This window comes from Rhodoblastus acidophilus, assembly GCF_025961575.1.
GTDB classification, from domain to species: Bacteria; Pseudomonadota; Alphaproteobacteria; order Rhizobiales; family Beijerinckiaceae; genus Rhodoblastus; species Rhodoblastus acidophilus_C.
This window is the reverse complement of the sequence record NZ_JAOQNX010000038.1, coordinates 16,767-43,526: the sequence shown is the minus strand read 5'-3', so window position 1 is coordinate 43,526 and position 26,760 is coordinate 16,767. Positions and strand designations below refer to the sequence as shown.

Annotated in this window: 30 protein-coding genes; 14 read left to right on the top strand and 16 right to left on the bottom strand. The window is 63.6% G+C overall.

The window, feature by feature from the left end; all coding sequences use genetic code 11:
• Positions 1-90: 90 nt before the first annotated feature.
• Positions 91-1,059 carry a quinone oxidoreductase family protein gene (locus M2320_RS20655; protein WP_264598902.1) on the bottom strand — a complete coding sequence of 323 codons (969 nt, stop codon included), beginning with the start codon at positions 1,057-1,059 and terminating at the stop codon, positions 91-93.
• Positions 1,060-1,201: 142 nt separating this feature from the next.
• On the opposite strand from M2320_RS20655, the gene M2320_RS20650 reads away from it, so the two are divergent.
• Positions 1,202-1,753 carry a nucleoside 2-deoxyribosyltransferase gene (locus M2320_RS20650; RefSeq protein ID WP_264598901.1) on the top strand — a complete coding sequence of 184 codons (552 nt, stop codon included), beginning with the start codon at positions 1,202-1,204 and terminating at the stop codon, positions 1,751-1,753.
• 2 nt (positions 1,754-1,755) lie between these two features.
• On the top strand, positions 1,756-2,796 hold the full coding sequence (locus M2320_RS20645; protein WP_264598900.1) for an aldo/keto reductase: 1,041 nt from the start codon (positions 1,756-1,758) through the stop codon (positions 2,794-2,796).
• Here the strand turns inward: M2320_RS20645 and M2320_RS20640 are convergent.
• The gene (locus tag M2320_RS20640) at positions 2,793-3,098 is read right to left on the bottom strand and encodes a c-type cytochrome (protein WP_264598899.1); all 306 of its coding nucleotides are present in this window, start codon (positions 3,096-3,098) and stop codon (positions 2,793-2,795) included. The two genes, M2320_RS20645 and M2320_RS20640, sit on opposite strands and share 4 nt — an antisense overlap.
• A 159-nt stretch (positions 3,099-3,257) precedes the next feature.
• On the opposite strand from M2320_RS20640, the gene M2320_RS20635 reads away from it, so the two are divergent.
• A complete protein-coding gene (locus M2320_RS20635; protein ID WP_264598898.1) occupies positions 3,258-4,004 on the top strand; it encodes an acetoacetate decarboxylase in 747 nt (248 codons plus the stop codon).
• 109 nt (positions 4,005-4,113) lie between these two features.
• Here M2320_RS20635 and M2320_RS20630 read toward each other — a convergent pair whose 3' ends face one another.
• The 3 genes from M2320_RS20630 to M2320_RS20620 all read right to left on the bottom strand — a co-directional run bounded on the left by M2320_RS20630 (position 4,114) and on the right by M2320_RS20620 (position 7,423).
• Positions 4,114-4,791, bottom strand: coding sequence for an outer membrane protein (locus M2320_RS20630; RefSeq protein ID WP_264598897.1), 678 nt, complete (start codon positions 4,789-4,791; stop codon positions 4,114-4,116).
• Positions 4,792-5,114: 323 nt separating this feature from the next.
• Positions 5,115-6,290: a vWA domain-containing protein gene (locus M2320_RS20625; RefSeq protein ID WP_264598896.1), complete on the bottom strand. Its 1,176-nt coding sequence runs from the start codon at positions 6,288-6,290 to the stop codon at positions 5,115-5,117.
• Between the two features lie 149 nt (positions 6,291-6,439).
• Positions 6,440-7,423, bottom strand: a complete 984-nt coding sequence (locus M2320_RS20620; RefSeq protein ID WP_264598895.1) for a transporter — start codon at positions 7,421-7,423, stop codon at positions 6,440-6,442.
• Positions 7,424-7,815: 392 nt separating this feature from the next.
• On the opposite strand from M2320_RS20620, the gene M2320_RS20615 reads away from it, so the two are divergent.
• A complete protein-coding gene (locus M2320_RS20615) occupies positions 7,816-8,661 on the top strand; it encodes an AAA family ATPase (RefSeq protein ID WP_184427178.1) in 846 nt (281 codons plus the stop codon).
• A gap of 27 nt (positions 8,662-8,688) precedes the next feature.
• Here the strand turns inward: M2320_RS20615 and rimO are convergent, their stop codons facing one another.
• The 6 genes from rimO to proS all read right to left on the bottom strand — a co-directional run bounded on the left by rimO (position 8,689) and on the right by proS (position 15,012).
• Complete coding sequence (rimO, locus tag M2320_RS20610; protein ID WP_264598894.1) at positions 8,689-10,011, bottom strand: 30S ribosomal protein S12 methylthiotransferase RimO; 1,323 nt, start codon at positions 10,009-10,011, stop codon at positions 8,689-8,691.
• A gap of 144 nt (positions 10,012-10,155) precedes the next feature.
• On the bottom strand, positions 10,156-10,812 hold the full coding sequence (locus M2320_RS20605) for an outer membrane protein (protein ID WP_264598893.1): 657 nt from the start codon (positions 10,810-10,812) through the stop codon (positions 10,156-10,158).
• Positions 10,813-11,246: 434 nt separating this feature from the next.
• Positions 11,247-11,738 carry an NUDIX hydrolase gene (locus M2320_RS20600; protein ID WP_264598892.1) on the bottom strand — a complete coding sequence of 164 codons (492 nt, stop codon included), beginning with the start codon at positions 11,736-11,738 and terminating at the stop codon, positions 11,247-11,249.
• The gene (locus M2320_RS20595; protein WP_264598891.1) at positions 11,735-12,733 is read right to left on the bottom strand and encodes an inorganic phosphate transporter; all 999 of its coding nucleotides are present in this window, start codon (positions 12,731-12,733) and stop codon (positions 11,735-11,737) included. Before M2320_RS20595 ends, M2320_RS20600 begins: the two co-directional genes overlap by 4 nt.
• 7 nt (positions 12,734-12,740) lie before the next feature.
• On the bottom strand, positions 12,741-13,385 hold the full coding sequence (locus tag M2320_RS20590) for a DUF47 domain-containing protein (protein ID WP_184427164.1): 645 nt from the start codon (positions 13,383-13,385) through the stop codon (positions 12,741-12,743).
• Between the two features lie 82 nt (positions 13,386-13,467).
• On the bottom strand, positions 13,468-15,012 hold the full coding sequence (proS, locus tag M2320_RS20585; RefSeq protein WP_264598890.1) for a proline--tRNA ligase: 1,545 nt from the start codon (positions 15,010-15,012) through the stop codon (positions 13,468-13,470).
• Between the two features lie 259 nt (positions 15,013-15,271).
• Between proS and M2320_RS20580 the strand changes: the two genes are divergently transcribed.
• From M2320_RS20580 to M2320_RS20570, 3 genes are read left to right on the top strand one after another with little or no spacing between them, the layout of a single operon-like run.
• Positions 15,272-16,231 carry a hypothetical protein gene (locus M2320_RS20580; protein WP_264598889.1) on the top strand — a complete coding sequence of 320 codons (960 nt, stop codon included), beginning with the start codon at positions 15,272-15,274 and terminating at the stop codon, positions 16,229-16,231.
• A gap of 17 nt (positions 16,232-16,248) precedes the next feature.
• A complete protein-coding gene (locus M2320_RS20575; protein ID WP_264598888.1) occupies positions 16,249-17,157 on the top strand; it encodes a caspase family protein in 909 nt (302 codons plus the stop codon).
• Positions 17,154-17,972: a hypothetical protein gene (locus M2320_RS20570; RefSeq protein WP_264598887.1), complete on the top strand. Its 819-nt coding sequence runs from the start codon at positions 17,154-17,156 to the stop codon at positions 17,970-17,972. Before M2320_RS20575 ends, M2320_RS20570 begins: the two co-directional genes overlap by 4 nt.
• Before the next feature lie 61 nt (positions 17,973-18,033).
• On the opposite strand, the gene M2320_RS20565 is transcribed toward M2320_RS20570, so the two are convergent.
• On the bottom strand, positions 18,034-18,213 hold the full coding sequence (locus M2320_RS20565; protein ID WP_264598886.1) for a hypothetical protein: 180 nt from the start codon (positions 18,211-18,213) through the stop codon (positions 18,034-18,036).
• A gap of 225 nt (positions 18,214-18,438) precedes the next feature.
• On the opposite strand from M2320_RS20565, the gene M2320_RS20560 reads away from it, so the two are divergent.
• The 4 genes from M2320_RS20560 (at position 18,439) to M2320_RS20545 (ending at position 21,383) form a co-directional block, all read left to right on the top strand.
• Complete coding sequence (locus tag M2320_RS20560) at positions 18,439-18,861, top strand: DUF1772 domain-containing protein (protein ID WP_184427160.1); 423 nt, start codon at positions 18,439-18,441, stop codon at positions 18,859-18,861.
• Between the two features lie 69 nt (positions 18,862-18,930).
• The gene (locus tag M2320_RS20555; protein ID WP_264598885.1) at positions 18,931-19,926 is read left to right on the top strand and encodes a zinc-dependent alcohol dehydrogenase family protein; all 996 of its coding nucleotides are present in this window, start codon (positions 18,931-18,933) and stop codon (positions 19,924-19,926) included.
• 7 nt (positions 19,927-19,933) lie between these two features.
• On the top strand, positions 19,934-20,800 hold the full coding sequence (locus tag M2320_RS20550) for an ADP-polyphosphate phosphotransferase (protein ID WP_264598884.1): 867 nt from the start codon (positions 19,934-19,936) through the stop codon (positions 20,798-20,800).
• A gap of 76 nt (positions 20,801-20,876) precedes the next feature.
• Positions 20,877-21,383, top strand: coding sequence for a hypothetical protein (locus M2320_RS20545; protein WP_264598883.1), 507 nt, complete (start codon positions 20,877-20,879; stop codon positions 21,381-21,383).
• Positions 21,384-21,424: 41 nt separating this feature from the next.
• Here the strand turns inward: M2320_RS20545 and M2320_RS20540 are convergent, their stop codons facing one another.
• The 4 genes from M2320_RS20540 to M2320_RS20525 form a co-directional block, all read right to left on the bottom strand.
• Positions 21,425-21,838 carry a hypothetical protein gene (locus M2320_RS20540; protein ID WP_264598882.1) on the bottom strand — a complete coding sequence of 138 codons (414 nt, stop codon included), beginning with the start codon at positions 21,836-21,838 and terminating at the stop codon, positions 21,425-21,427.
• A gap of 139 nt (positions 21,839-21,977) precedes the next feature.
• Positions 21,978-23,345, bottom strand: a complete 1,368-nt coding sequence (locus M2320_RS20535) for an ATP-binding protein (protein ID WP_264598881.1) — start codon at positions 23,343-23,345, stop codon at positions 21,978-21,980.
• Between the two features lie 13 nt (positions 23,346-23,358).
• The gene (locus tag M2320_RS20530) at positions 23,359-24,039 is read right to left on the bottom strand and encodes a response regulator transcription factor (protein ID WP_184427156.1); all 681 of its coding nucleotides are present in this window, start codon (positions 24,037-24,039) and stop codon (positions 23,359-23,361) included.
• 12 nt (positions 24,040-24,051) lie between these two features.
• Entirely contained in the window at positions 24,052-24,615 is a 564-nt protein-coding gene (locus M2320_RS20525; RefSeq protein ID WP_264598880.1) for a PepSY domain-containing protein, read from the bottom strand.
• Positions 24,616-24,740: 125 nt separating this feature from the next.
• On the opposite strand from M2320_RS20525, the gene M2320_RS20520 reads away from it, so the two are divergent.
• The 3 genes from M2320_RS20520 (at position 24,741) to M2320_RS20510 (ending at position 26,600) form a co-directional block, all read left to right on the top strand.
• Positions 24,741-25,343 (top strand): hypothetical protein, encoded by a 603-nt coding sequence (locus M2320_RS20520; protein ID WP_264598879.1) that lies wholly within the window; start codon positions 24,741-24,743, stop codon positions 25,341-25,343.
• Positions 25,344-25,422: 79 nt separating this feature from the next.
• The gene (locus M2320_RS20515) at positions 25,423-25,992 is read left to right on the top strand and encodes a DUF1214 domain-containing protein (RefSeq protein WP_264598878.1); all 570 of its coding nucleotides are present in this window, start codon (positions 25,423-25,425) and stop codon (positions 25,990-25,992) included.
• Positions 25,989-26,600 (top strand): DUF1254 domain-containing protein, encoded by a 612-nt coding sequence (locus tag M2320_RS20510; RefSeq protein ID WP_184427152.1) that lies wholly within the window; start codon positions 25,989-25,991, stop codon positions 26,598-26,600. The genes M2320_RS20515 and M2320_RS20510 overlap by 4 nt, the downstream gene beginning before the upstream one ends.
• Positions 26,601-26,760 lie beyond the last annotated feature (160 nt).

Sequence of the window (26,760 nt, the reverse complement as noted above, 5' to 3'; positions counted from 1 at the left end):
GGGATTCCTCCCTCGCAATCACGAAGAAAGAATCGCATTGTTCAAGCCAGTTGGGAATCCCCCATTGAATCTGAAGCCGCCGAACGCGCTCTAAGGGATCAGCACGGTCGCGCCGGTGGTGGCGCGACCCTCCAGGGCGCGGTGGACCTCCGCCGCTTCCGACAGCGGCCGCGCCGAATGGACCGGGATTTTGACGGCGCCGGAGGCCACCACCTCAAACAGCCGCGCCGCCATCTCGCGCATCCGCGTCTCCTCGGCGATGAAGGCGAACAGGGACGGGCGAGTCACAAACAGGGCCTTTGGCGAGAGCAGGCCGAGGTTGAACGGCGGCACCGGGCCGGAGGCATTGCCGAAACTCACAAAAGTTCCGAAGGGACGCAGGCAGTCGAGCGATCCCGGGAACGTGTCTTTGCCCACGCCGTCGTAAACCGCGTGGCACAGCGCGCCGCCGGTCATTTCCTTCACTCGCGCGGCAAAATCCTCGTGGCGGTAGAGGATGACGTCATCGGCGCCGGCTTCGCGGGCGAGCTTCGCCTTGTCCTCGCTCCCCACCGTGCCGATGACCCTGGCGCCCAAAGCTTTCGCCCATTGGCACAGGATCAGGCCGACGCCGCCCGCCGCCGCATGGACGAGAATCACATCGCCCTTTTGCACCTTGTAGGAGCGGAACAGCAGATATTCGGCGGTCAGCCCCTTGAGCATCATGGCGGCGGCGGTCTCATAGGAAACTTCCGCCGGCAGGGGCGCCAGGAATTTGGTTTCGATGTTGCGCGTCTGCGCATAGGCGCCGATCGTGCCGGCATAAGCGACGCGGTCGCCGATTCTAAAATTTTCGACGCCGGGGCCGACCGCGACGATCTCGCCGGCGCCTTCATTGCCCGGCGTGAACGGCGTCGGCGCGGGATAAAGGCCGGTCCGGAAATAGACGTCGATGAAATTCACGCCCACCGCATGCTGGCGCACCTGCGCTTCGCCGGGGCCCGGCGGCGGCAGCTCCACCTCTTCATAGCGCAGCACTTCGGGGCCACCGGTTTCGTGAATGCGGATCGCCTTGACCATGTGCATCTCCTTTTCGCGCGAATCTAGGCGCGGCGGCGCGCGCGGGCAATGCGGACCCGCTGCAAGCGACTGTTTGCGGCGGTTTTGGCGTGAGCGGGGCCTTGAGATCGGTTAGACTGACGCGGTCATTCAAGGACGGTCCATGCCTCGCGCCCTCTATCTCGCCGGTCCCGAAGTGTTTCTCCCCGACGCCATCGAGGTCGGCTTGCGCAAGAAAGCCCTGTGCGCGGAATTCGGCTTCATCGGGCTTTACCCGCTCGACAACGAGATTGTCGAAGGGGAAAACCGTGACGCGCGCATCTATGCCGCCAATCTCGCCTTGATCGAGCAGGCCGACGCCGCGATCTTCAACCTGTCGCCATTTCGCGGCATCGGCGCCGATGCGGGGACGGCCTTCGAGCTTGGCGTGTTTGTGGCGCAGGCAAAGCCGGTGTTCGCCTATAGCGGCGATCCCGTCGATTTTTGCGGCCGGGCCAGCGCGGCCTTTGGCGCGCATCACACGCCGGAAGGCGGGCTGTGCGACGCCCACGGCTTCGAGATCGAGAATTTCGGCAATGCCGACAATCTCATGCTCGATTGCGCGCTCAAGAGCCAAGGCCGATCCGTGCTGCGCGCGGAAACCAAACTGCCGCTCGGCGATCTCACCCTGTTCACCGCCTGCCTGCGCCAGGCCGTGATTCACTTCGGACTTTGATCATGCACACCCGCCCGCTCGGCCGCACCGGCCTCAACGTGTCGGAAATCTGCCTGGGCACGATGACCTATGGCCAGCAGACCGACCGCGCCGACGCCTTCGCCCAGATGGATTACGCCGTCGCCCATGGCGTCAATTTCTTCGATACAGCCGAATTGTATTCCATCCCGCCCCGCGCGGAGACGCATGGCGCGACAGAAACGATCATTGGCGAATGGTTGCGCGAAAGGGGCGCGCGGGAAAAAATCGTGCTCGCCAGCAAGATCGTCGGCCGCACCGCCATGCCCTGGTTTCGCGGCGGCGAAGAGGCCCGGCTTGACCGCAAGAACATTTTTTATGCCGTCGAGCGCTCGCTGAAGCGGTTGCAGACCGATTATATCGACCTCTATCAGCTGCACTGGCCCGACCGGCCCATGGTGCTGTTCGACGGGCTTTCCAACGCCTATGAGGATCGCGGCGGACCCGATGGCGTCAGCTTCGAGGAAACCGCCGGCGCCCTGCAGGACCTGGTCGACCAGGGAAAGATTCGCCATTTTGGCCTGTCCAACGAGACGCCCTGGGGGCTGTCGCAGTTCTTGCGCGTGGCGGCGCAGGGCGGCCCGCGTCCGGCGTCCATCCAGAACGCCTATCATCTGCTCAACCGCACCTTCGAAATCGGCCTCGCCGAATTCGCCTTCCGCGAACAGGTGGGGCTGCTGGCCTATTCGCCGCTCGCCCAGGGTTTTCTCACCGGCAAATATCTGCATGGCGCCCGGCCGCCGGGCGCGCGCAGCACCTTGTTCGATCGGGGCCAGCGCTACCAGAAACCGGGCGTGGACGCGGCCATCGAGGATTATCTGGCGCTGGCCAAGAGATTTGGGCTGCACCCCGTGCATCTGGCGATCGCCTTTGTGACCTCGCGGCCCTTCGTCACCGCCAACATTATCGGCGCGACCACGCTGGAGCAGCTAAAAATCATTCTCGATGCGCCGCACGCCCTGCCGCCGGAGATTTTGCGGGAGATCGACGCCATCCACCAATTGCGCGGCAATCCCTCGCCTTAAGGCTTGAGCGTTTCGATATAGGCGACGATATCGGCGATCTCCTGGCGCGTCAGGCTCATGTCCGGCATTTTCGGATGCGGATCGATGAGAAAGGTTTTCAGCTGCTCGCCGCTCTTGCGCTGCGCGATGTCGCAAAAGCTCGGGACGTCGGCGCTCGCCCGGGTCTGCTGCTCCGGCGAAATGACATGGCAGGTCGCGCACCAGCGCTTGGCGATCTTCTTGCCCTCGATCGGGTCGCTGGCGGCAAGAGCCGGGCTCACCGCGACAAGGGTCAAAAATACGGACATCATCGCGCGAGTCATGTTCGCCTCCTCGAATCGGCACAGACTTGAGCGGCGATCATAACGCAATTCTCGTCCCGCGCCCGCAAAAGGCGCGTCCGGCGGGCCTTGCGCAAAAACCCTCTGGACGCGGAGCCGCATTCGCGCTCCAAATGCTGCTGCTTCAGTTGGGAGGCGTTCATGAAGGAAGCCGAAGTTCTCGCCCGCGCCTTCGCGATGCCGTTGACGAACCCCGCCTATCCCATTGGCCCCTATCGGTTCTTCAACCGCGAATATCTCGTCATCACCTATCGCACCGATCTCGAAAAGCTGCGGGCGCTGGTGCCCGAGCCGCTGCTGGTCGAGGAGCCGCTGGTCAAATACGAGTTCATCCGCATGCCGGATTCCACCGGCTTCGGCGATTACACCGAGAGCGGGCAGGTGATCCCGGTCTCCTTCAACGGACGCAAGGGCAATTACACCCATTGCATGTTCCTCAACGACCATCCGCCGATCGCCGGCGGCCGCGAGCTTTGGGGCTTTCCGAAGAAACTGGCGGAGCCGAAACTGCACGCGCAGATCGACACGCTGATCGGCGAACTCTATTTCGGTCCGCTGCGCATCGCCGTGGGCACAATGGGCTACAAGCACAAACAGGCCGATCTCGCCGCCGTCAAAACCTCGCTGGAAGCGCCCAACTTCCTGCTCAAGATCATCCCGCATGTCGACGGAACGCCGCGCATCTGCGAGATCGTCGAATATTATCTGACCGATATCGAGCTGAAGGGCGCCTGGACCGGGCCGGGGCAATTGACTCTGATCTCCCACGCGCTGGCGCCGCTCGCGGAACTGCCGGTGCTGGAGGTGGTTTCCGCCACGCATATTCTCGCCGACCTCACGCTTGGGCTCGGCAAGGTCGTCCACGATTACCTCGGGGCTGCGAAATAGCGCCCCGCAGATGAAAAAACCGGCGCAAATCCCTGGGATCGCGCCGGTTTGTCGGATGTGGGGACTGGATCGCGTTGCGCGCAACGCGTTCCTGGCCCCGAAGCTTCAGTTAGAAGTGGTAGTTCACGCCGGCGCGCAGCACATTCAGGTTGAGACCGCCGTTGATGCTGGCGCGCGTGCCGCTGAAGTACGTGTTGTTGCCCATGGAGGCGAAGAGATATTCGCCCTTGAGCGAAAAGTGCGGCGTGATCGCGTATTCGACGCCGCCGCCCAGGGTCCAGCCATTGGCGATGCTGGACTGGTCGAGCCCCAGCACCGGGTTCGAATAGGGCGACGAGATCATGGCGCGGATGTCGGCGCCGGCGTAGCCGCCGGTGCCGTAGATGAGGGCGCGGTCGACAATGGCGTAGCCGACGCGGGCCCGGGCGGTGAAGAAATCGCGCGCGACGCCCGTCGAGGAGCCGCCCATGGGCGGCGTGGCGGAGTCGCCGACATGGCCAAAGGCGAAATCGGCCTCGGCGCCGACGACCAGTTTGCCCGACTGGTAATTGTAGCCGGCGGTGAAGCCGTAGAGGCCGCCAATCGGGCTCGTGCCGAAATATTGCTCGACGCCGTTGAAGCCGCCGAAACCGATCCCGGCGGTGCCGCCCGCATAAAAACCGGTCCAGCTGAAGGCGGGCGCGTAATCATAAGCCGCGGGCGCTTCCTTCCGGTAGGGCAAATCGGCGGCCTGAGCCATGGAGGCGTACGCCATCGCACCGGCGGCGGCGACCAAGACCTTTTTCATCACACTCACTCCATTTTCCAGCCGCGCGGCCGGGTTGGGGCGATTTAGCGCTGTAAAGGTTGTTGCGGTGTAAAAATAAATGGTGAACGGAGATTAGTGAGTGTGTTCGAGACAGAGTCAAAAATGTGTTTCTCAAATACAAGCGTATCGATTTGAGTTTTAGGAATTAATCATGGGACGATTTTGAGGCAATTTGTATTTATTCTGAGTATAGCTGCTGAAAAAGCTGGTTAATAGACTCTTTCCGGCGATGGAAATATGCACGCTGGCGCTGGCGCTGGCGCGTCGCTCGGGCTTTGGCGCGGCGCTTCGTCAGGTCCGGGTCAGCGCGTCAGTTCGCGCATGGCCGCTTCCAGGCCTTCCAGCGTCAGCGGGAACATGCGGTTTTCCATGATGCGCTGGACCATGCCGATCGACTGCGTATAGGGCCAATGGGTCTCGGGCGTGGGATTGAGCCAGACCGCCTGCGGCCAGCAGGCGAGCGCCCGCTCCAGCCAGACTTTTCCCGGCTCCTCGTTCATGTGCTCGACCGAGCCGCCCTCCATCACGATCTCATAGGGGCTCATCGCGGCGTCGCCGACGAAAATCAGCTTGTAATCGTGCGGAAAGGTATGGAGCAGGTCCCAGGTCGAGGTTTTTTCCGCGTGGCGGCGGGTGTTGCTCTTCCACACGCCCTCGTAGAGGCAATTGTGGAAATAAAAATGTTCGAGGTGCTTGAACTCGCAGCGGGCGGCGGCAAACAGCTGTTCGACCTGGGCGACGTGCCAGTCCATGGAGCCGCCAATGTCCAGGAGCAGCAGCACCTTGACGGCGTTGCGGCGCTCGGGGCGCAGGCGTAGATCCAGAAAACCTTGGCGGGCGGTGGCGGAAATGGTGCCGTCGAGGTCGAGTTCCTCAGCGGCGCCGGTGCGCGCCAGTTTGCGAAGACGGCGCAGGGCGAGCTTCATGTTGCGCGGACCCAGCTCCTCGTCGCCATCGAGGTCCCTAAAATCGCGCTTGTCCCACACTTTTACGGCGCGGAAATTGCGGTTGCCGTCCTGGCCGATACGAATGCCCTCGGGGTGATAGCCATAGGCGCCGAAGGGCGAGGTTCCCGCCGTGCCGATCCATTTGTTGCCGCCCTGGTGGCGGCCCTTTTGCTCCTCCAGGCGCTGCTTCAGCGTCTCCATGAGCTTGTCCCAGCCCAGCGCCTCGATCTGCTTCTTTTCCTCGTCGGTAAGATATTTTTCCGCGAGCTTTCGCAGCCAGTCCTCGGGAATGTTGGCTTTTTGGGAAATGTCTTCGCCGGGCTCGAGGCCCTTGAACACGGTCCCGAACACGCGGTCGAACTTGTCGAGATTGCGCTCGTCCTTCACCAGCGCGGCGCGGGCGAGATAATAAAAATCCTCGACCGACTTTTGCGCGAGGTCGCGCGCGAGCGCGTCGCAGAGGGTGAGATATTCCCGCAGCGACACCGGAACCTGCGCCTCGCGCAGCGCCGTGAAGAAGGAGATCAGCATGGCGCGATTATGCGCCGTAACAGCGCAAAACAAAACCGCCGGCGAAGGTCGCGGGCGGTCGCCGTCACAAACAAAAACCGCCGATGGAAAGCCATCGGCGGTCAGGAGCGGGGCGGTCAGGCGCGAGGCCCGACCGCGTGAGACAAATCTCAATACTTGGCGACGACGGCCTTCGGAGCTTCCGGGTTCCACAGCGGGATGATCGTGCGCAGAACGCCACGGGTTTCCTTCTGCGGCCAGCCGTAGCCCGGCACGGTGCCGGCGGTGTTGTCGTGGACGTACAGGTCGGTCGCGACGGTCGCCTGGGTGATCACCGGGCCGAAGTTGTAGCCGACCAAGCCGCCGAGCGCGAACTGCGAGCAGCCGGAGCAGGCGATCGGGGTGTTGATGCCGTAGTTCGGGTCATTGTACGTGCCGGTGTTGGCGACCGAACCGTAAGCGATGATGCCGACTTCCCACTTGCCGATGGTCTTGGTCAGACCGAGGTCATAGTTGAAGAAGGAGGCGTTGTGGGTCGGAACCGGCAGAACCGGCGCGCCGGCGTTGACCGAGCTGCTGTTGCCGACGAGGTTGTAGATCAAGTTGGCGGTCGCGTTCCAGCCATCGCCGTGCCAGGCCAGAGACAGCATCTGGTGGAAGGTGGTCTGGTTGAACGGGTTCGCAGCGAGCTTGTAGCCGCCGGAGAACAGGTCGGTGCCGGTGATGCCGATATAGGCGCCGGCGAGATAGGACACGGAGAAGCCGTTGCCGATGTTCCAGGCGATCTGACCCGCGACGAAGGGGTTGTACAGGCCGCGGATGGAGAAGCCGCCGAGGCCGCCGGTGGGCGAGTTGGCGGTGACTTCCGGCATGGCGCCGAGGAGCTGGATGCGGCCGCCCGCGATGGTCCAGGGGGTCGACCAGGCGACGATCGGCACGTTATAGTCGAAGCCGTTGCTGCCGGCCTTCACCGAACGCCAGGAGCCGACCGAAGCGATGTTGACGAAATAGACGCCTTCCGGCAGCGGCGAGGCGAGGTCGAGACCGGCGCGCTCGCCCGGAGGCGTGGTCGGGCCGGCGATGCTGGCGAGCGCGGCGCCCGAGAAGGTCATTGCGCCGAGCAGAGCTCCGGCGAATTTGGCGGTGAGTTTCATTTGAATACCCCTCCCGAGGGCTTCAGTGACGGATTTGAATTTCTTCACCCGGTCGCAGCGCGGGTTAGCCATGTGGCGCGACCGGGAGCTTCCGAGAGCCATACAATAATCTACCGCCCCTGCCCGAAGAAGACGGAACCACTCCAAACCAGGCGCAAACGGGGCAAAACATGCTATTCGGAGACCGCCCGTTGTAGAAATGTCACAGAAATTTCCGCCCCCCGCCGGGCTTTTGCCACTTTGTTCCGCCCCCCTCCTCCTTTGGGAGGAGAATTTTTAAGACTTTGCTTACGTTTAACCGTAGGCGAGGGGCCTCGGATTCGTCGCTTCCGGCGCTTGCCGTCCGCATGCTGCGGCGCCACAATCGCGGGGACGTCACCGCGGAACTCCCCATGCGCTTCACTGGATCGGACAGCTATATCGCCACCCGCGACCTCCAGGTCGCGGTCAACGCCGCGCTCGCGCTGGAGCGGCCGCTGTTGGTCAAGGGCGAGCCGGGCACGGGCAAGACGGTGCTGGCGGAGGAAGTCGCGGCGGCGCTGAAGGCGCCTCTCCTGACCTGGCACATCAAGTCGACCACCAAGGCGCAGCAGGGGCTTTACGAATATGACGCCGTGTCGCGCCTGCGCGACTCGCAACTGGGCGACCCCCGCGTCGCCGACATCGGCGCCTATATCAAGCGCGGCAAGCTCTGGGAGGCTTTTGACGCCGAGCAGCGGACCGTCCTGCTGATCGACGAGATCGACAAGGCCGATATCGAATTCCCCAACGATCTGCTGCTCGAACTCGACCGCATGGAGTTCCATGTCTACGAGACCGGCGCGACCGTGCGGGCGAAACAGCGGCCGCTGGTGATCATCACCTCGAACAATGAGAAGGAGCTTCCCGACGCTTTTCTGCGTCGCTGCTTCTTCCACTACATCAAATTTCCCGACCGCGAGACGATGGAGGCCATCGTCGCCGCGCATTTCCCGGATCTGAAGAAGGCTTTGGTGGAAGAAGCGCTGCGGCTGTTCTTCCAGATGCGCGAGGTTCCCGGGCTGAAGAAGAAGCCGTCGACCTCCGAACTGCTGGACTGGCTGAAGCTGCTGCTTTCCGAGGATATTTCGCCGGAGCAGCTGCGCGAATCCGACCAATCCAAGCTGATTCCGCCGCTGCACGGCGCGCTGCTCAAGAACGAGCAGGATGTGCATATGTTCGAGCGGCTGGCGTTTTTGCACCGGCGGGAGAAACGCTGAGCTTCGCCTCTCCCGCCTCTGCGGGGTTCAGACCACCGCCGCGTGCAAATCGTAAGCTTCGGCGCGCTCAATCTTCGCGGTGACGATATCGCCGACGCGCAAAGGCCGCCGCGACGACAAGAACACCTTTCCGTCGATTTCGGGCGCATCGGCCTTGGTGCGCCCCTCCCCGCCCCCGGCAAAAACCCGGTCCACAATCACCGGCAGGCGCTTTCCGACCTTGGCCAACTGCCGCCGCGCGGAAATCTTTTGCTGGCGCTCCATAAAGCGCTTCCAGCGCGCCTGCTTGACCTCCTCAGGAACGACGGGCAGTCCCAAATCATTGGCGGGGGCGCCGGCGACGGCCTCATATTTGAAGGCGCCGACGCGGTCGAGCCTGGCTTCGTCGAGCCAGTCGAGCAGCAGTTCGAAATCGGCGTCGGTCTCGCCGGGGAAGCCGACGATGAAGGTCGAGCGCAACGCAAGATCCGGGCAGACCTCCCGCCAGGCCTTGATGCGATCCAACGTCTTCTCGACATTGCCGGGCCGCTTCATCGCGCGCAACACATTGGGCGCGGCGTGCTGGAAGGGAATATCCAGATAAGGCAGCACCTTGCCCTCCGCCATGAGCGGAATCACCTCGTCCACATGGGGATAGGGATAGACATAGTGCAGCCGCGTCCAGGCCCCGAGATCGCCGAGTTCGCGGGCGAGATCGAAGAAGCGCGCGCGGACCTCCCGGTCATGAAACACGCTCGAGGCGTAGCGCAGATCCTGCCCGTAAGCGGAGGTGTCCTGCGAGACCACCAGCAGTTCCTTCACCCCGGCCTTCACCAGCTTTTCGGCTTCGCGCAACACTTCGGCGGCCGGGCGCGAAACCAGATCGCCGCGCAATTTCGGGATGATGCAGAAGGTGCAGGAGTTCGCGCAACCCTCGGAAATCTTGAGATATGCATAATGCCGCGGCGTCAGCTTGACCCCCTGCTCCGGCAGCAGATCGACGAAGGGATTCGCAACGGGCGGCGCGACCTTATGCACCGCCACCATGACGCTCTCATAATCCTGCGGACCCGTGATCGCGGAAATATTGGGATAGGCTTCGAGGATCGGGCCGGGATCGGCGCCCATGCAGCCGGTGACGATCACCTGGCCATTTTCCCGCAGGGCCTCGCCGATGGCGGCGAGCGATTCAGCCTTGGCGCTGTCGAGGAAGCCGCAGGTGTTGACGATCACGGCGTCGGCCCCGTGATGATTTCTAGAGATCGCATAGCCTTCGGCGCGCAGCCGCGTGAGGATGCGCTCGGAATCGACCAGGGCTTTCGGGCAGCCCAAGGAGACGAAGGAAATGCGCTTGGTTTCGGGTTCGGTCATGCCGGGGGTTTAGAGCATGCGCCGGAAAAGAGGAAACCGAAAACCGCGAAAAAAAGCGCATCCGGGTGTTCCCCAGGATGCGCGATGTGCGTTTCGCTGCCGCGCCGGATTCAACCGGCGCGACGCATTTCAGTGTGAAAAAGCTCAGTACTTGGCGACGACCGGGCCCAGGTCCGGAGCGCCGAACTTGTAGATCAGGCCGACGAGCACAGCGTTGGAGTCCTGGCGGATGCTGACGTTGTTGATGCTCTGACGGCCGAGATCGGTGTAGCGGTATTCGACGCGGCCGATCAGGTTGTTGGTGAAGGCGTAGTCGACGCCGCCGCCAACGGTGTAGCCGACGCGGCCCTGCGAGACGTTGTTGAAGGTGGTGTCGCCGAAAGCGACGCCGCCGGCGGCGAAGAGCAGCGCGCGGTCAGCGATCGCGTAGCCGACGCGGCCACGGATGTCGGCGAAGTAGGAGGAATCCGTGGTGAAGATCGGGTTGGCGTAGGTCTTCTTGGCGCCGAGCACGCCGCCGCCGTCGCCTTCGAGGCCGAGCACGAAGCGGTTCGGGAACTCATAGTTGTAGCCGACCAAGCCGCCGATCAGGCCGGCGCTCTGGTTGTTCGTGCCGAAGCCCGAAGCATTGGTCGACAGGAAGTCCGCGCCGCCTTCGATACCGACGTAGAAGCCGGTCCAGGAGAAGGCCGGAACCGGCGCAGCATAGACCGGAGCCGCCTTGCGCGACGGCAGGTCGGCGGCGAGGGCCGAGCCGGTCAGCGCCATCAGGGCGACGGTGGAAAGCAGAACATTACGCATAGATGCCTCTTTGTTTTGTTTTTGCGAAACGCGGCGGCAACATGTCCCCGGTTTCCCGTGGCCGCAACTGAAAAAGTTACGATTTTGGGTATTCGATGGGGGCTTGTGGCCGTTCGGCAACAAGTTCGGGCCTCGCCCGTGTTGAATGCGGCTGAATTGCGGCGACCGAAAGGCCAAGTTAGGCAATGCAGCCACAAGATTGTGGTCTCTACTTCATCTTGCTTGTGGATTCCACGCCGCGACGCGAATCCACTCCAGTTCGACGCTGCCACCTGTCCAGGAATAGAAACGAACCAGCGCCTGCATTCATTTCTGCGCAACGCAAGGTCACGCCTGTCGAGGCGCAGTTAATGGGGCAATGGTTACCCGAACCTTACCGGAACCCGAAGCAATTGACCGTTGTGGTTAAGCTTGTCTTACCTCAACGGGCGCGCTCACGCTTGTCCATCGCCCCGCCGCGCCGCGGCGAATCGCGCGATCAAAGCGCCGAGTTCGGGATCGGAAACGATGGTTCCCGCCTCTTCCGCCGGGAACCAGCGGGTTTCGCGCTGGTCCTTCTCCGGCCAGTCCGCGCGCTGGCGGGTGACCCGCAGCGGAAACACGTCGACCTCGCAAGGCCTCGATTCGCCGCGAGACATTTTTTTCACATAGGTGAACTGGCCGAAGGGGACCTCGTCGATGGCGCCGAGCAGGCCCGCCTCCTCCAAAGCCTCGATGGCGGCGGCGGTCGAAGCGCCGCGGCCCGCCATCAACCACCCCTTGGGGATGATCCAGCGCCGCGTCTCCCGCGACGACACCAGCATGACCTCCAGCCGCTCCGTCAACCGCCAGGGCAGCGCCGCCACCTGCCGGGCCGGCGCCCCATCCACGACCGCGCCGGACTTTTTCTTCGCCTTGTTTGGCTTGCCCGGCTTCGTGGTCGTCATCCGAACACCCCCGCGAGCCAATAGACGAGCGCCGCCGTCGTCCCTGCCGCTGGAAGGGTCAACACCCAGGCGACCACAATGTTCTGCGCCACGCTCCAGCGCACGGCGGAGGTGCGCCGCACCGCGCCGATGCCGACAATGGCGCCGGCGATCGTATGCGTGGTCGAGACGGGCACGCCGAGCGAAGTGGCGGTGAACAGGGTGAGCGCCGCGCCGGTTTCGGCGCAGAACCCGTGCACCGGGGTGATTCGGGTGATTTTCGACCCCATGGTGTGGACGATTCGCCAGCCGCCGAACAAAGTTCCGAGCGCCATGGCCGCCTGGCAGCACAGCACGACCCAGAACGGCACCGTGAAAGTGGGGCCGCTCATGCCATGGGCGAACAGCAGCACGGAAATGACGCCCATGGTTTTTTGCGCGTCATTGCCGCCATGGCCGAGCGAATTGAGCGAGGCCGAGACGAATTGCAGCCCGCGAAACGTCTTGTCGACGGCGAAAGGCGAGCGCCGCGCGCAAATCCAGGTCACCAGCAGCACCAGGAAGGCGGCGAGGAAGAAGCCGGTCATCGGCGAAATCACGATTGCCGCCACGGTCTTGCTCAAGCCCGCCCAGACGATGGAGTCCGTCCCCGCCTTGGCGACGCCGGCGCCGACCAGCCCGCCGATCAGCGCATGCGAGGACGAGGAGGGAATGCCGACGAGCCAGGTGACGATGTTCCAGATGATCGCGCCGGACAGAGCGGCGAAGATCAGGCGGTCATCGACAATATGCTGGTCGACGATGCCGCTGCCCACCGTGCTGGCGACATGCAGGCCGAAGAAGAAGAAGGCGATGAAATTGAAGAAGGCCGCCCAGGCCACCGCATATTGCGGCCGCAACACCCGCGTCGACACGATGGTGGAGATGGAATTGGCGGCGTCGTGCAGGCCGTTGAGGAAATCGAACAGCAGGGCGACGCCGATCAGCGCGATCAGGGCGAAAGAGACGCCTTCCATGGCGGGCTCACAAATGTTCGAGCAGAATGCCGCTCATCCGGTGCGCGACGGCCTCGAAACAATCGACGCATTTCTCGAGATGCGAGTAGATTTCCGAGCCGACGATATAATCCATGGCGCGGCCATCCTTGTTGGCCTGGTAAAGCACTTTGAGGCCGTTGAGATAAAGCAGGTCCGACTCCTCCTCGATCTTCACAATGCTTTCGGCGGCGGCGTTGATCCGCGCGGCATTGGCGTTCATCGAGCGCAGCAGCGGCAGGGTCTCGCGCACGATCTTGGCGGCGTCGACGATCAGGTCGCCGATCCGCACCATGTCGGGCGTAAAAGTTTTGACGTCGAACAGCGAAATCGCTTTGGTGGTCTGGCGCATCTGGTCGACGGCGTCGTCGAGATCGTTGATCAGGCCGTGAATGTCGCCGCGGTCGAACGGGGTGATGAAACTGCGCCGCAGCGCGAGCAGCACGTCGCGCGAGACGTCATCGGCGTCATGTTCAAATCGCGTCACCTGCTCGCACAAAGCGGGCACGCCATCTCCGCCGTCGAGCAGGCGGCGAAAACATTCGGCCGCCTCGACGCCGATTCGCGAATGGGCCTCGAACAGATCGAAGAATCGATCCTCCTTGGGCATCAGCGCCCTCATCCAGCCCAGCATGGCGTCCCCGCGCAAGTTAACGATTTACGACCGTTTTATGACAAACCCCTAGGCCGCCATGGCAAATTTGTAAACATCGCCCTCAATAAGCGCGGGCGATGATGATTTCTTCAAGCGCCGGCTTGCCCGTGAACACGCAGGGGCCGGAGGGCGCGCCCTGACCGACCGGAACATTGCGAAGCGTGAGTTTGAGCGCCTTGAGACGCGCCTCCACCGCCTCGAGTTCGGCGCCGGTCGGCCGCGCCCAGGGGGCGCGCACCCAACCCTTGAAGCCTGATTTCTCGTCATCTTCGCCGGCCGCGCCGAAAAAGGCGGCGATCTCGTCGAACGTTTTCAGGTCGGCGCGGATATTGCCCTCGAGCCGCGCCTTGGCCTCGGCGAACAGGTTTTGCTGGATTTCCGCCAGCAGGCCCGACGCCTCCGCCAGAAATTTTTCGCGCGCGAAACCTGTGGATATCACCTTGTCGCCGTCGCGCAGACGGTCGCGGCGAATCAGGGTGACATTGTCGCCGGCCATATCGCGCGGGCCGATTTCGAGCAGGATGGGCGCGCCGCGGCGCAGCCAGTCCCAACGCTTGTTCGCGGACCGGGTCGGTTTTTTGTCGAGATGCGCGCGCAGCGGCAGGCCAAACGCAGAAAGCTGGTCCAACTCGCCCTTCAGCTTTTCGCAATAGGCGAGCAGATCGGCGTCCTCGGGTTTTTCCCGCAACATCGGGACAATCACGATCTGCTTGGGCGCGATGCGCGGCGGCAGGCGCAGGCCGTCGTCATCGCCATGGGTCATGATGACGCCGCCGATCAGCCGCGTCGACACGCCCCAGGAGGTGGTGTGCGCAAATTCGAGTTCGCCGGTCGCGGACTGGAAGCGAATGTTCTGGGCTTTCGCAAAGTTCTGGCCGAGATAATGCGACGTGCCCGCCTGCAGCGCCTTGCCGTCCTGCATCATGGCTTCGATGGAATAGGTGGCGTCGGCGCCCGGGAACCGCTCGTTCTCCGGCTTTTCGCCGACCACCACCGGCATGGCCAAAATCTCTTCGGCCAGTTCGCGATAGATATCGAGCATTTTCAGCGTCTCTTCCATCGCGTCGTCGCGGCTGGCGTGGGCGGTATGGCCCTCCTGCCACAGGAATTCGGCGGTGCGCAGGAACAGGCGGGTGCGCATTTCCCAGCGCACGACATTGGCCCATTGGTTCACCAGCACCGGCAGGTCGCGATAGCTGGCGATCCAGCGCCGGAACGCGTCGCCGATAATCGTCTCGGAGGTCGGGCGCACCACCAGCGGCTCCTCCAGTTCGGAGGACGGATCGACCACCAGCTTGCCGTCGACCGCCTTCAGGCGATGATGGGTGACCACCGCCATTTCCTTGGCGAACCCTTCGACGTGGCTCGCCTCCTGGGCGATGAAGCTCATGGGGATGAACAGCGGAAAATAGCAATTCTCGTGGCCGGTGTCCTTGATGCGCTTGTCCAAAGCCTGCTGCACCAGCTCCCACACGCCCCACCCCCAGGGCTTGATGATCATGCAGCCGCGCACCGGCGAGGTCTCCGCGAGATCGGCCTGATCGACCACGGCCTGGTACCATTCGGGGAAATTGTCTTCGCGGGTGACGGAAAGGGCGCGTTTCATCGGCTCGACCATTTGTGGGATTGCAGCCCTAACTGGCCGAATTTTACGCGCAATGCAACGGCGGGGTGAGCCTAGCATTTGCACGCTTATGAAACCCGTACCCGCAACGCGGCACTGGCGTTCAAAAAGACAATTTTGTTTTATTTCTGGTATTTACCAATAGACCCAATTCCTCTCTCAAATTAAATTGATCACCCGCGGAACTTGAGGAACCATATTCGATGAAATATGATCGAAATAATTTTACGTCCTCAGGGGAATGATCAAGATGAATTTTCTACAGATCACGACCGCCTCTTTTGCTTTTGTTTTTTTCGCGAGCGAATCACAATGCGCAGAAGTTTTCAACGATTACATCGTGAAATCAGTAATGGATTCTTATAAAAACAACAGAGGCGGAGGCTACGACATAAACAGCGCATTTACGCACAACATCAAGTACAGCAATGATGGAATCATAAAGGCAACCAGACCAGCCTTGACGATGTGCGTTGCCGGCGTGACAGAAGTTATCGTGAACGCTATTAATATATATGCACAAACTCATCAGGACGAAACGGTTTACAAAAAAATTCCGCTCACAGCATGGACCAGAGGCAACGTTACCTCTCTCAGGGCAAACATATTTATGTTCGATGGAACGGGATCGCGAGGAACGGGGCATACACTTGCGAAATTTGGGTTAGGTGAAGAAAAACGCTTCCGAGATTTGGAACCGGGCGATTTCATAAACCTCAATCGCAAAAAATCTGGCCATGCCGTCGTTTTTCTCGGGTTTCTCAAACCTGACTTGACACGCAGCAAGGCGTTTTCCAGTGACGTAGTGGGCTTCCGCTATTTTTCCGCGCAAGGCAAGGGCAAGCCCGATGCTGGCTTCGCCTTCCGGAACGCTTTCTTCGGCGAATATTGCCCAGCGGACGCACCTAATAACTGCACCGATGAATTTTGCCCGGCAAGCAGGATCGTTCCTCATGACTGCGGCGTCATTCGTTCCGACAATCGCGCTCTCCTGAACGCGGGCCAAATGTGGGCCCCAAATCGCTGGACATACCTGGACGCCGTCGAACGTATCAAGTTGCAGACCCGCTCAATACTAGAGGATGAAAATCCAGAGGCGGAACGAGGAACAATTGACCTACTGCTCGACCAGCAGTTGAATAAGGAACTCAAGTGGACGGATGAACAGTCGCGAGCGTTCGATCCAACCGAAACAGATTGATCACGCGGATTTCATTCATGCGCTTCTTGCCTCATGTCGCAATGGTCGGTGCTTGCACATTACTTTTCGGCCATACCGCTTCATCCCAGGAACGGGCTGTCCGAGAGGAGACGAAATCTACGACCCGGATCGCATTGCTAATCGGTAACTCAGGCTACAGACAGGAAGTTCCGACGCAAGGCCTTAAGGCCTTTAAGAAACTGACAAATCCGTGCAACGATGTCACGAGGATCGCAGCAGTCCTCGAAAGCGCTAATTGGCAGCAATCTGAGATGATTCAAATATGTGACGCGACTCGCTCTCAATTGAGCGACGCGATCGCACAATTTAAGGACATTTATCTCTCAGATGATCACGCACTGGGATTCATATACTACGCAGGCCATGGCGTGCAGGTGCGGAATGAAACATATTTGTTCGGAGTGGATTCGTTCCTCGATCCGCAAAAAGCGGCCAGGGTGGCTACGGTCAACGCGGGAAGCAGCATCTTCCATGGTGGCGTGCGCTTGTTCTCGGACTTGATCTCGCAGGTTGGAGATGCCGGAGATGGAAGCATTTTTATTGTCGTCGACGCCTGCCGAGAGACTCCCGTAGATCAATTGGCCAAAGCCGACCCCAAGATAGCGGAGGCATATTTCAATGCGAGCCGCGCGTACCCCAGACCCGCCCTCGGCATTAAACTTCTCTATTCTACCGCCTACGGCGAATTAGCAAGTGACGGATTAAGCGGCGGCAGCCCGTTCGCGCTTGCGTTCGAGGAGCACCTCAAAGCGGAAGGACGCATCGATCCTCTCGTCGCTCGAGTCATCAGGTCGGTTAAGGAAAAAACAATCAACTCGAAAATTCAACAACTCCCCGACACGACCGGTTCACTGAATCCGCCGCCGCCGGAGGGATGCCTCACGAGTTGCGGGGAGACGAAATGATTCGGACATTCGTGCTCTTAGTCCTGCTGTTCGCTCTAGCGAACTCTGGTTCACACGCTCAATCGGATGACCGTTCCGGTGCCCGTGTGGTGATTGATACAAGCGCGAGCGCTCCCGGCGCGCCGACGCTCACGACCGACGTTTTCTGGTGTACAGGAGACGATCAGGCACAGAACCGAGCACAAACGGCGTCTGAACTAGCAGCCGCGTACGCGGTCCTGGCGAGAATCGGTCCTGCTGCCAAAATGTTGAAGAGCATTGTGATCCGCACAAGATCAATAGACAAGGAAAACATCGTCAGGAGGCTCGATGCACAGGCCCTACCACTGGCGAACACAAAAATTGTGTTGACTTACGATGCCAAAGATCCTCTATCGAAGATCTTCGTGGAAAGTGTGCATTCGCCTTGGCTGGCAGTGACGGCCGCTGTCACTATAAAACCGCATGAAGGCGAAGCCTTTACGCCAAATTATATTTCTGCTTTCGTCTGCACAGACATGGATACGTCGAGAATCGCTGGACGACTGTTTTTTCAAGTCGAAAAAAAGGAACAGATCGACGCGATCTCACGCGCAGGAGCGGACTTGCGCAAGGCGCTTCCAGGCTTGAATGTAGTATCGCAAGTCGAAGTCGTTGGCGACAAGGCTCCCAAGACGTCTGAACTCCGATACTTTTTTCAAGCAGACGAGAAACTTGCAATACGAGCCGCAGCTTCGATAACGGCATCCACGTCGGGAGACATTACCCCCAAGCTTGTGCCTGGCTACGGGGGTAAGGTGAGGCCAGGCACGTTGGAAGCCTGGATCAGCAATTAGGATCGGAGACTGAGGTTGTGCCTTGTCGCCGCACCAGATGGCTGACGCTTGCTTAACCCTCTCAGCGACGGCTCTTGCTCGCCGCCACCGGCTTGCAGAATCGCAACTCGCGGGCCTCGACGACGATGGCGCCGGGGCGCAGAGCCTCGGGCGGCATATTGCCCTTGGCGCCGCTCTCCTGACACCAGGCGAAGTGGATGCGTGTCGGCAGAGCGCAGTAGACGCAACGGGTAAGCGGCATCGTCAACTCCTTGAAGTCACGTTGAACGCGCCGGCCGGACTGCTGTTCCGCAGCCCGGTCAGACCAGCGGATGAGACACTTCTTCCAAGCACCAATCATGCCAGTGTTAGTGCTAACCTTTCCTTAATAGCGCGCGGGATATGCGCGAGGCTTTCGTCTTCTGCGCAAACGAGCTATGAGCTACGCGGATATGTCGCCGCCAACGGCGCACCATTGGAGCCCGAAATGCTCGCCGGACTGCTCGCTTTCGCTTTCGCCGCCGCCTTCACCGGCGCCGCCCTCTACATCGCTTTGGTGGAGCAGCCCGCGCGGCTGGCCCTGGACGATTCCTCCATGATCCGCGAGTGGGCGCCGAGCGACCGGCGCGGCTTCGCCCTGCTCGGCGGCCTCGCCCTCATCGGCGCGGTCGCGGCTTTGGCGGCGTTCGGCCAGGGCCAGGACATCCGCTGGCTGGTCGGGGCGCTGATCGCGGCGACGAGCTGGCCCTATTTCTATTTCATCGTCGTGCCGATCAACAATCGCCTGCTGGCGCAGGCCCAGCCGCAAGCGGACTCGCGCGAACTGGTGCGCGACTGGGGCTGGCTCGAATGGGGCCTGGTCGTGATCGGCCTCGCCGCGAGCGCCGTGTTCGGCTGGATCCTCGCCTGAGCCCGGCCCCGGTTTGACAGTTTTGGACGGCGGGAGTGAAATCCCGCCGTCTGCATTTGGAAATCGACCATGTTCGCAATGGTCCTGAAAAAAATCGGCGGACCGCTGCAGGCGGAGGAGCGCCCCGATCCCCTGCCCGGCCCCGGCCAGATTCGCGTGAAAATCGAGGCCTGCGGCGTCTGTCGCACCGACCTGCACGTCCATGACGGCGAACTGCCCGATCCGCATCTGCCGATCATCCCCGGCCATGAAATCGTCGGCCGCGTCGATCTTTTGGGCCCAGGCGTCACCGGCTTTTCGCTCGGCGAACGCGTCGGCGTCCCCTGGCTCGGCCATTCCTGCCAGACCTGCGGCCCGTGCCGATCCGGCCATGAAAACCTCTGCGACGCCCCCGAATTCACCGGCCACACACGCGACGGCGGCTACGCCACCCATTGCCTCGCCGACGCGCGCTTTTCCTTCCCGCTCGGCGAAAAGGGAGATTCGGCGGAACTGGCGCCGCTGCTCTGCGCCGGGCTGATCGGCTGGCGCGCCTTCAAGATCGCCTTGCGCAGCGCCGGGCGTGTGCAGAATTTGGGCCTCTATGGATTTGGCGCCGCCGCCCATATTCTGGCGCAAGCCGCAACGAAACAGGGCCATGCCGTCTTCGCCTTCACCAGGGACGGCGACGCGCGCGCCCAAGATTTTGCCAAAAGTTTAGGCGCCGTCTGGGCGGGCGGCGCGAGCGAAACGCCCCCGGAAAAACTCGACGCCGCCATTATTTTCGCGCCCGTCGGCGCGCTGGTCCCTCTGGCGCTCAAAGCGGTGCGAAAAGCCGGCGCGGTGGTCTGCGCCGGCATCCACATGAGCGACATTCCAAGCTTTCCCTACGCCCTGCTGTGGGAGGAGCGCCAGCTCGTCTCGGTGGCCAATCTCACCCGCCGCGACGGCGTCGAATTTTTACGACTCGCCCCCGAATTGGGCTTGCGGACGCAGATCACGCGTTACCCGCTGCGCGAGGCCAATCGGGCGCTCGCCGACCTTCGCGCCGGCGCCTTCGAAGGCGCCGCGGTGCTGATTCCATGAGGCGGATATGAAGGACATCGACCCCGACGATTTTCGCGTCAAGCCGGACCATGCCGTCGAGCTGAAGAAATGGCCGACGCGCGTCGACGATTTTTACGATTCGAAAGACGATTATCAGGCGCAGCTCGCCCGGCACATTTCCCGGATGAGCGACCAGCAGCAAAAGCTCTACGCCGACGACCGCCACGCCCTGCTCATCATCTTCCAGGCGATGGACGCCGCCGGCAAGGACGGGGTGATCCGGCACGTCATGTCGGGCGTCAACCCGCAAGGCTGCGAGGTCACCAGCTTCAAGCACCCGGGCGGCGCCGAACTCGAGCATGATTTCTTGTGGCGGGCCTATCGCGCCCTGCCGGAGCGCGGCCGCATCGGCATTTTCAACCGCTCGCATTACGAGGACGTGCTCATCGTCCGCGTGCATCCCGAACTGCTCGCCACCGAGGGGCGCGACCCCTCGCAAGCCGACGACGCCTTCTGGGAGGAGCGCTACCGCTCGATCCGCGGCTTCGAGCGGCATCTGGGCGCCAACAACATCCATGTGCTGAAGTTTTTCCTGCACCTGTCCAAGGAGGAGCAGCGCAAGCGCTTTCTCGCCCGCATCGACGAGCCGCAGAAAAACTGGAAATTCTCCCAGGCCGATCTGGTCGAGCGCGGTTTTTGGAGCGACTACCGCCGCGCCTACGAGCGCGCCTTGAGCGAAACCAGCACGAAAAGCGCCCCCTGGTTCGTCGTGCCCGCCGACGACAAGCCCAATGCGCGGCTGATCGTCTCGCAGATCATCCTCGACTCCATGGATAAACTGAAATTGTCCTGGCCGCAGGTGAGCGAGCAGCGCAAGGCCGAGCTGCAGAGGATTCGCGCGCAACTGCAATGATCGTCCGGCGCGCTTCGGAACCATAGGGCGCGCCGTCGCGTTGCGGCGCCGAGGCACAAACCTCGGGAGAGCATTCATGCGCGGAAAATCATCGATCAAAGTTTTGGCGTTCACGACAGCGCTCACCGCAGCCGGCGCGTTTGTCGCCAGCGAACCGGCCCTCGCCTTCCGGGGCGGCGGCGGATTCCACGGGGGCGGTTTCCACGGCGGCGGTTTCCACGGCGGCGGTTTCCACGGCGGCGGCTTCGGCGGCGGCGGGTTCCGGGGCGCGGCCTTCCAGGGCGGCGGCTTCCGAGGCGGCGGATGGGCGACGGGCGGCGGCTGGAACCGCGGAGGCTGGAACCGCGCCGGTTGGAATGGCGGCTGGCGCGGCGCGGGCTGGCGCGGCGGCCGTTGGGGCGGCGGCGGCTGGGGTTGGGGACCGGGCGTCGGCCTGGGCCTCGCCGGCCTGGGCATCGGACTTGGGGCCGCGGCGGCGGCTTCGGATTGGGGCTGGGGAGGCTACGGCTACGCCCCCGCCGCCTATGGCGGCTATTATGGCGGCGGCTGCACCTGCCCCGGCGGCTATTACAGCGGTTGGTGATCGGAAGGCGCCGCCGCCTCGCGCGGCGGCGCCAGAAGTGTTCAGCCGTTGAGCTTCCAGCTGTCGCCGGCCTTGCAGGCCGTGCCCTTGCCGACATTCGGGCGGCCGTTGACATAGATCGTGTGGGTGAGATCGCGACAATCGCCGTTGGCGGCGCCGGGCGCGACATAGCCATAGGCGCCGTTCTCGCCACGCCAGGTCTTGCGGTCGCCCGACGCGAGCGCGGCGATCTCCGCCTTGTTGGCGGCCGACCGGCTGGCGGCGTCGAGTTTTTGCCCGAGCGAGCCGTCGGCCAGGCCGACATAGGGCGGCGGCGCGGGCGGCGCCGCAGGCTGGGCGGCGGGCGCGGGGGCGGAAACGGCGGCGACCGCCGGCCCTTCGGACAAGCCCGAATTGCAAGCGGACAGCGAGACGAGAGCGATCAGCGCGAAACCCGCGCGCGCCAGGCGATGCACGATAAAACCTCCTAAGACCGAATGCGGCTTCGGCGCCGCAATATAGTCAGCGGCGCCGCAACGCGAAAGTTAAACTCTGCGGCAAGAGCGTTGAAAAATCCCTGATGTGGCGCCCGCGCCAGCCGGAGGCGTTCGCCCGTCACGCCGCCGCGGGCAAAAGCAGCACCGCGCGCAAGCCGCCAAGCGGCGAGTCCGTCAGCTCCAGCCGGCCGCCATAGGCCTCGGCCAGCTCTTTGACGATGGACAGGCCAAGACCCGAGCCGGGCTTGCTTTCATCGAGGCGGCGCCCCCGTCGCAAAGCCTCGGCGCGGCCTTCCGACGCAAGACCGGGCCCGTCGTCGTCGATGACGGCGCGCAGGAACAGCCGCTCCGCGCCGGCGTCCTCCGGCGGCTCGACCACCACCCGCACCTCGCGGCGCGCCCATTTGCAGCCGTTGTCGACGAGATTGCCGAGCATGTCGTCGAAATCCTGCTTCTCCCCGAGAAAACGCAGATCCTCCGGACACTCGACGCAAAGATCGATTCGCGCATAGATCTTGGCGAAGGCGCGCGCCATGGCCGCGAGCGCCGGCGCGGCCGACGTGGCGACGCCGATGGCGCCGGCGCGCGCCGCCGCCCGGGCGCGGTCGAGGTAGAAGCCGACCTGATGGCGCATCACCAGCGCCTGCTCGGCCACTTTCTCCGCCAGCGGCGACGATTCCGCCTCCGCCTCGTTGACGATCACCGACAGCGGGGTTTTCAGCGCATGGGCGAGATTGCCGACCTGGGTGCGGGCGCGCTCGACGATCTCGCGGTTGGTGGCGATCAGCAGGTTCAATTCCGCCGCGAGCGGCGCGATTTCGGTGGGGAATTCCCCGCTGATCCGGTCGGCCTGCCCGCGCCGCACCGCCATCACGTCGCCGCGCAGCGCCAGCAGCGGGCGCAGGCCGTAGCGCGCCTGCGCCGCCATGGCGGCGACCAGCAGCAAAGCGAGCGTGAAGAAGGTGACGCCCAGCGCCCAGTCGAATTGGCTGACCTGCCGCTCGATGCTCGCCGTGGTCGCGGCGACCTGGACGATGTAGCGCCCCTGGTCGCCGGCGTCGATCCGGCGCTCCAGCATGCGCAGCGGCTTGTTTTCCGGCCCGGCGATCTCGCCGCGCCGGCGCCCCGTCGAATCCGGCGCAACCGAATCCGGCAGAGGGGCGAGATAAGCGGCGAACAAAGAGCGCGAGGTGCGAATCTCCGGCGGCAGGCTTCCGATCTTGGTGATCTGCCAGTACCAGCCGGACAGAGCGAGCTGGAACTGCGGCGCGCCGAGCTGGCCGGGCTCGTTGTCCTCGCGCGGATTGACGAGGTCGGCGACCAGCGCGCTCAGATAGATGTTCAACTGCTCGTCCAGCGCGACCTGAGCGGTCTGCCGGTAGAGCGCGGTCAGCGCCAGGCCGGCGAGGGTGAGCACCACCACGCAGGCGAACACCGCCGACCAGAACAGCCGCGCGGCGATGGAGCGTGAGAAACCGGCGCGCAAACGCTCTCCTTCGTCAGTTTTTTCCGGCGTCGGGGCCGGCGGCGTTCATCACATAGCCGAGGCCGCGCACCGTATGCAGCACGTCGACCCCGAGCTTTTTGCGCAGCCGGCCGACGAACACTTCGATCGTGTTGGAGTCGCGATCAAAATCCTGATCGTAGAGATGCTCGACGATCTCGGTGCGCGACACGACCCGGCCGGTATGGTGCATCAGATAGGACAACAGCCGGAATTCGTGCGAGGTCAGCTTGATGGCCAGGCCGTCGACCAGCACGCGGCTGGCGCGGGTGTCGAGCCGCACCGGGCCGCAGACCAGCTCGTTGCTGGCGTGGCCGGCGGAGCGCCGCAACAGCGCCCGCAGCCGCGCCAAAAGCTCCTCCATATGGAACGGTTTTGGGACGTAATCGTCGGCGCCGGCATCAAAACCCTGGACCTTTTCCGTCCAGCCGTCGCGGGCGGTGAGGATCAGGACCGGCATGACGCGCCCGGCCCCGCGCCAGCGCGACAGCACGGAAATGCCGTCGAGCTTGGGCAGGCCGAGGTCGAGCACAATGGCGTCGTAAGGCTCGGTGTCGCCGAGAAAATGGCCTTCCTCGCCGTCGCGGGCGGAATCGACGGCATAGCCGGCGGCTTCGAGCGCGGCGACGATCTGCCGGTTGAGATCCTTGTCGTCTTCGATCACGAGCAGGCGCAAGACTGCGTCCCTTCAATGCGGTTTGGGCGCGCTGACTTCGTGGCCGGTCGATGCGTCGAGAAACACATGAACCACCCGTCCGTCAGGGCGCAGCAGGCTGATATCGTAGATGTCGAGGTCGGCCCAGCGGCACAGCTTGCCGCCGAGCGCCTGGGCGTCGGCGAGCACCGCCGCGCGCCGCATCATTTCGAAGGGCGGACGCAGATCGTACTGCGCCACTCGCGCGCGGGATTCCGCGGGGCTGAAACATTTGCGGGCCGGAGCGGGTCCGGGCGGCGGCGGCCCCGGAGGCTCCGGCGGCGGCGGACCGCCGGGTTCGAAGGACGCATCCGGAGGCGGCGGGCCGGCGGGCTGATGCGGCGGCGGCATGACATCGTCGCGGCCCATGGGGTCGTGCGGCCGCGGCCCGTCGAAGCGCGGCCCGTCGAAGCGCGGCCCGTCGAAGCGCGGCCCGCCGAAATGGACGCCGGGAAAGCCGCCGCCGCCGAAATGGGCCTGCGCGCAAGCGGGCCCGGCCGCCAGCGCAAGCAAGCCGCCGAGCAGAAATCCGCCAATCCCCGCCGTTTTTCCGCCCATGCCACACATTGGCCACGCGACTCTGAACGGCGCGTGAACCCTCCATTCTCGACAAGAGCCTATTTCCGACGCGCTTTCGCCGCAATGCTCGGGCTTGATCGCCGCCCCGACGACACGGAGCCGCCATGTTCCTCCGCGCCCATCCTCTCGCCTTCCGGACGCCGCTGCTGCTGGCGGGCGCCGTCGCGCTCGCCGCGCCACTGGTCTTTTTCTTCGCGCCGGCGCAAGCTCCGGAAACGACCGCCGCGACGGCGCCCCTGGCCTATGCCGAACCGGCCCATGGCGAAAGCGCAACGCGCTCCTACGCCTATTATCCCGAGCAACTCGCGGCGCTGTCGAGCCTGAACAGTTTCGCCCCGGCCGCCGATCCCGGACGGCCCGCCTCGGCGGCGCCGGCGCCGGGGCCGACGGCGGCGCCCCCCGCGCGTCCTCCGGTCCGTCCCGCCGAAACGCGCCGCGCCGAGCCGCGCGCGGTTGCGCGCCCGGCCCAGCCCGCCGCGCCCGCCGCCGAGCCTGCGCATAACGAGGACTGGAAAGTCTTCGGCCTCGCCGTCCCCCGGCCGAGCTGGCCGGACACAAAGGGCTTGCGCGAAAAGGCGGCCGGCTGGGGCGAGGCGGCGGCGAGCCTGCCGGACAAGGCCATGGCCGGCGTCTCCCGCCTGTGGCGCGGGCCCGACGCCGAACTCAAGACGCCTGCAAGCGCAAATCCCCCGGCGCGCACAAACTGAACCCACTCGCCGAAATCGCTCGACTTTTTCCAGAGGACGGCTATTTCGAAACGGGCAGTCGTTTTGGGAATCCGATTCATTGCGCGCGCTGATCATTGTCGTGTTTGCGGCCTTGGGACTGGGACTCGCCGCCACCGCCTACGCCCTGCGCGGCGAGCCGGGGTTCGACAGCGTGCGCCTCGGCCCCTGGACCACCTGGCCGCATCTCGGCGGCGCCGACATCGACCCCTACGAGCGCGCGGCGATCGCCTCCGAAGGCCTGGCGCCGATGGGCGTCAACGAAGGCCTGCTGTTCGTCGCCCGCGCCGACGACCAGGGCGCCCCGCTCGACTCGCGCTGCGCTTACCGGCTCGCCGGAACCGACCTGCCGGCGCGGGTGTGGACGCTCGCGGCCTACCGGATCGATGGACGGCCGCAGCCCAATGTCGCGGATCGCTATGGCCTGACCTCCGCCGGCCTGCTGCGGTCGAGCAGCGGCGATTTCGTCATCGAGGCGGCGCGCGAGGCGCGGCCGGGCAATTGGCTGCCGCTCGGCGACGACCCAAATTTCTTTCTGGCCCTGCGCCTCTACCAGGCGGGCGCCAGCACGCTGTCCAAGGCCTATGAGGGCCTCAGCCTGCCGACCATTTCCCGCGAGGCCTGCTCGTGAAGACGCGGGAGGAGCGCATCGATCGCCTGGTCGCGCTGGTCCCCTGGGGGTTCGGGCTGGTGTTCGGCGTGGTCGCCGTTCATCTGATCACCCTGCTGGCGACGCCGAGCCTCGCGCCCAATTCCGCCTATCGCCGCCTCGCCGAAAGCCTGCCGCTCGGCGAGGTCCGACTGCTGCCGCGCGCCACGCCGGACAATCCGGGGCCGCCGTTTTCCGATCCCTTCGCCTTCCTCGCCGCCTGCCGGTTCGATCTGAACGAAGGCCCGCTGCGCCTGCGCGCCCAGGCCGACGGCGATCATCCGCTGTCGGTGTCGGTGCGCCTCGACAATGGCGCGATCATCTATTCGGGGTCGGACGCGCAGACGCCGCACGGGCGCTTCAACATCCTGATCGTCACGCGGGCGCAGGCCGACGCCATCGACGAATCGCGCGAGGATCTCGACGAGGCGGCGCGGGCTTCGGCGGAAGCGGACGAATTGCGGCTGGTGGCGCCCTCGCCAAAGGGATTTGCGCTGTTCAGGCTGCTGGCCTTGCGCCAGGGCGAGGCGGAGGGGATTGGCGCGCAACGCGCCGGATTCGAATGCAAAGAGGAAAAGCCGCCCTCATGACGGCGCAACAGGCGAATTTGTGAAGTTTTCAAGCCCGCTTCTTGCGGCGCGTCCGTGAATTCGGGCTGTTCGGCTTGCCCCCGTTTTGAGGCTTGCCGCCGTTTTGAGGTTTGCCGCCATTCTCATCCCGGCAATAGCGCACGCCGAGAAAGAACAGGAT